The sequence below is a fragment of the Streptomyces aurantiacus genome, assembly GCF_001418335.1.
In the GTDB taxonomy this organism is placed as follows: Bacteria; Actinomycetota; Actinomycetes; order Streptomycetales; family Streptomycetaceae; genus Streptomyces; species Streptomyces aurantiacus.
Map to the genome: position 1 here is coordinate 1 of NZ_LIPP01000345.1, position 1,987 is coordinate 1,987.

Genomic DNA, 1,987 nt, shown 5'->3' on the forward strand with positions numbered 1-1,987 from the left:
GGCTCCGGCAAGTCCACGCTGCTGCAGTGCGCGGCCGGGCTCGACCGGCCCGACAGCGGCATCGTGATGGTCGACGGCGCGGCGATGACCGGCGGCACCGAGGCCGAACTCACCAGGTTCCGGCGCAACCGCATCGGCTTCGTCTTCCAGCAGTACAACCTGCTGGACACGCTCACCGTGGCCCAGAACACGGTCCTGCCGCTGAAGCTCGCCCGGCGACGTGTCGACCGGGCACGGGTGCGGGAGATCCTCGCCGCCGTCGGCCTCGGCGACCGCCTCGGCCACCGGCCCGACCAGCTCTCCGGCGGCCAGCGCCAGCGCGTCGCCATCGCCCGCGCCCTGGTGACCGAGCCGAGCGTGATCTTCGCGGACGAGCCGACCGGCGCCCTGGACACCCGCAGCGCACGCGACGTCCTGCGGCTCCTCCAGGATGCGGTACGCGTCCACGGCCGTACGGTCGTCATGGTGACCCACGACCCGGTCGCGGCCTCGTACGCCGACTCGGTGCTCTTCCTCGCGGACGGCCGGCTCGTGGGCGAGCTGCACCGGCCGACCGTGGACGCGGTGGCCGAGCGCCTCGCGCACCTTGGCGACGACATGATGGCGGGGGCGTGACCGCGATGTTCACCATGTTCACGCTGGCCATGCGTTCCGTCCGGCAGCGCCCGGGGCGCTGCGCCGCGACCCTGCTGTCCGCCTTCCTGGGCGCGACGATCATCATGACGTTCAACTCGATGCACGACACGGCCGGGGCGCGGGGCGTCGACTCCCGCAGCGCGGAGACCCTGTCCACCGCGGCCGGCGTCGTCGGCGGCTACGGCTCCCTCCTGGTGTTCTTCGCCATCGCCTCCACCCTGACGGTGAACGTGCGCCAGCGTTCCTCGGAGATCGAGTTGCTGCGCTGCTCCGGTGCGACGCCCGCGCAGCTCAAGCGCATGGTCGTCGGGGAGGCGGTGGCCGTCGCCCTGGTGGGCGCGCTGCTCGCCATCGGGCCCGCGATGCTCGGCGGGCGGGTGCTGCTCGACGTCTTCCAGGACAGCGGGCAGGTCGCCGAGTCCGTCGACTACGCGTTCGGGCCCATCGCCCTGTACTCGGGCCTCGACATCACGGTGATCGCCGCGGCGGGGGCGGCGTTCCTCGCGGTGCGGCGGGCCACCACCGGCCGGCGCCGGTCCGGGGGCAGGGGGCGCAGGTTCCTCGTCCTCGGGTCCCTGGTCCTCGGCGGTCTGTCCATCTGCGCCACCTTTGCCTTCTCCTCGACCGCCGCCGCGCTGATGGCGCCGCCGGTGTACGGCTCGATCCTGCTCGCGGTCGGCTTCGCGCTGCTGTCGCCGAGGCTGCTGAGGGCGCTGCTCGACCGGCTGCCGCTGATCGGCCCGAGCGGCTATCTCGCCGTACACACCCTGCGGGTGCGGGCCGCCCAACTGTCCGGTGTGCTGGTGCCGTTGATCCTGTTCACGGGCATGGCGACGGCGACCCTCTACATGCAGGCCGTCGAGAACGACGCGATCGACGCGGCGGGGGTGCCCAAGTCGGTCGACGCGAAGAACCTCGAAACCCTCAACCTCACGGTCGTCGGGATCATCGTGGTCTTCTCCTGCATCATGCTGATCAACTCCCTTTACGCGGCGACGGTCTACCGCCGCAAGGAGTTCGGGCAGCAGCGCCTGGCGGGGGCGACTCCTGGCCAGGTACTCGGCATGGTCGGCGTCGAGTCCGTCGTCCTCACGGTGACGGGGGTCTTCTTCGGTACGGCGGCCGCGCTGGCCGGGATCATTCCCTTCACGATGGTGCGTACGGACTCGGTCCTGCCGGACCAGGGGCTGGGGATCTGGCTCGGGATCGTGGCGGTGGCGGCGGGGGCGGTGTTGGTGACCAGCGTTGTCACTGCGTGGCGTGTGGTGCGGGGGTCTGCGGTGGGGGCGGTGGCGTTGGCCGCGTGAGGTTGTTTGTGGGTGTGGGTGTGGGTGTGGGTGTGGGTGCGGGT

General features: G+C 71.7%; 2 protein-coding genes. Both read left to right on the forward strand.

Features of this window, described 5'->3' with window-relative positions; all coding sequences use genetic code 11:
- A partial coding sequence (locus tag AOK01_RS34455) for an ABC transporter ATP-binding protein (RefSeq protein ID WP_055518674.1) occupies window positions 1-615 on the forward strand: 615 nt, incomplete at its 5' end.
- Between the two features lie 14 nt (window positions 616-629).
- The gene (locus tag AOK01_RS34460; RefSeq protein ID WP_055518676.1) at window positions 630-1,943 is read left to right on the forward strand and encodes an ABC transporter permease; all 1,314 of its coding nucleotides are present in this window, start codon (window positions 630-632) and stop codon (window positions 1,941-1,943) included.
- The last annotated feature ends 44 nt before the right edge of the window (window positions 1,944-1,987 follow it).

Excerpts from the sequence above, each read along its gene's own strand:
- AOK01_RS34460 (WP_055518676.1), top strand. The coding sequence starts at position 630 with ATGTTCACGCTGGCCATGCGTTCCGTCCGGCAGCGCCCGGGGCGCTGC.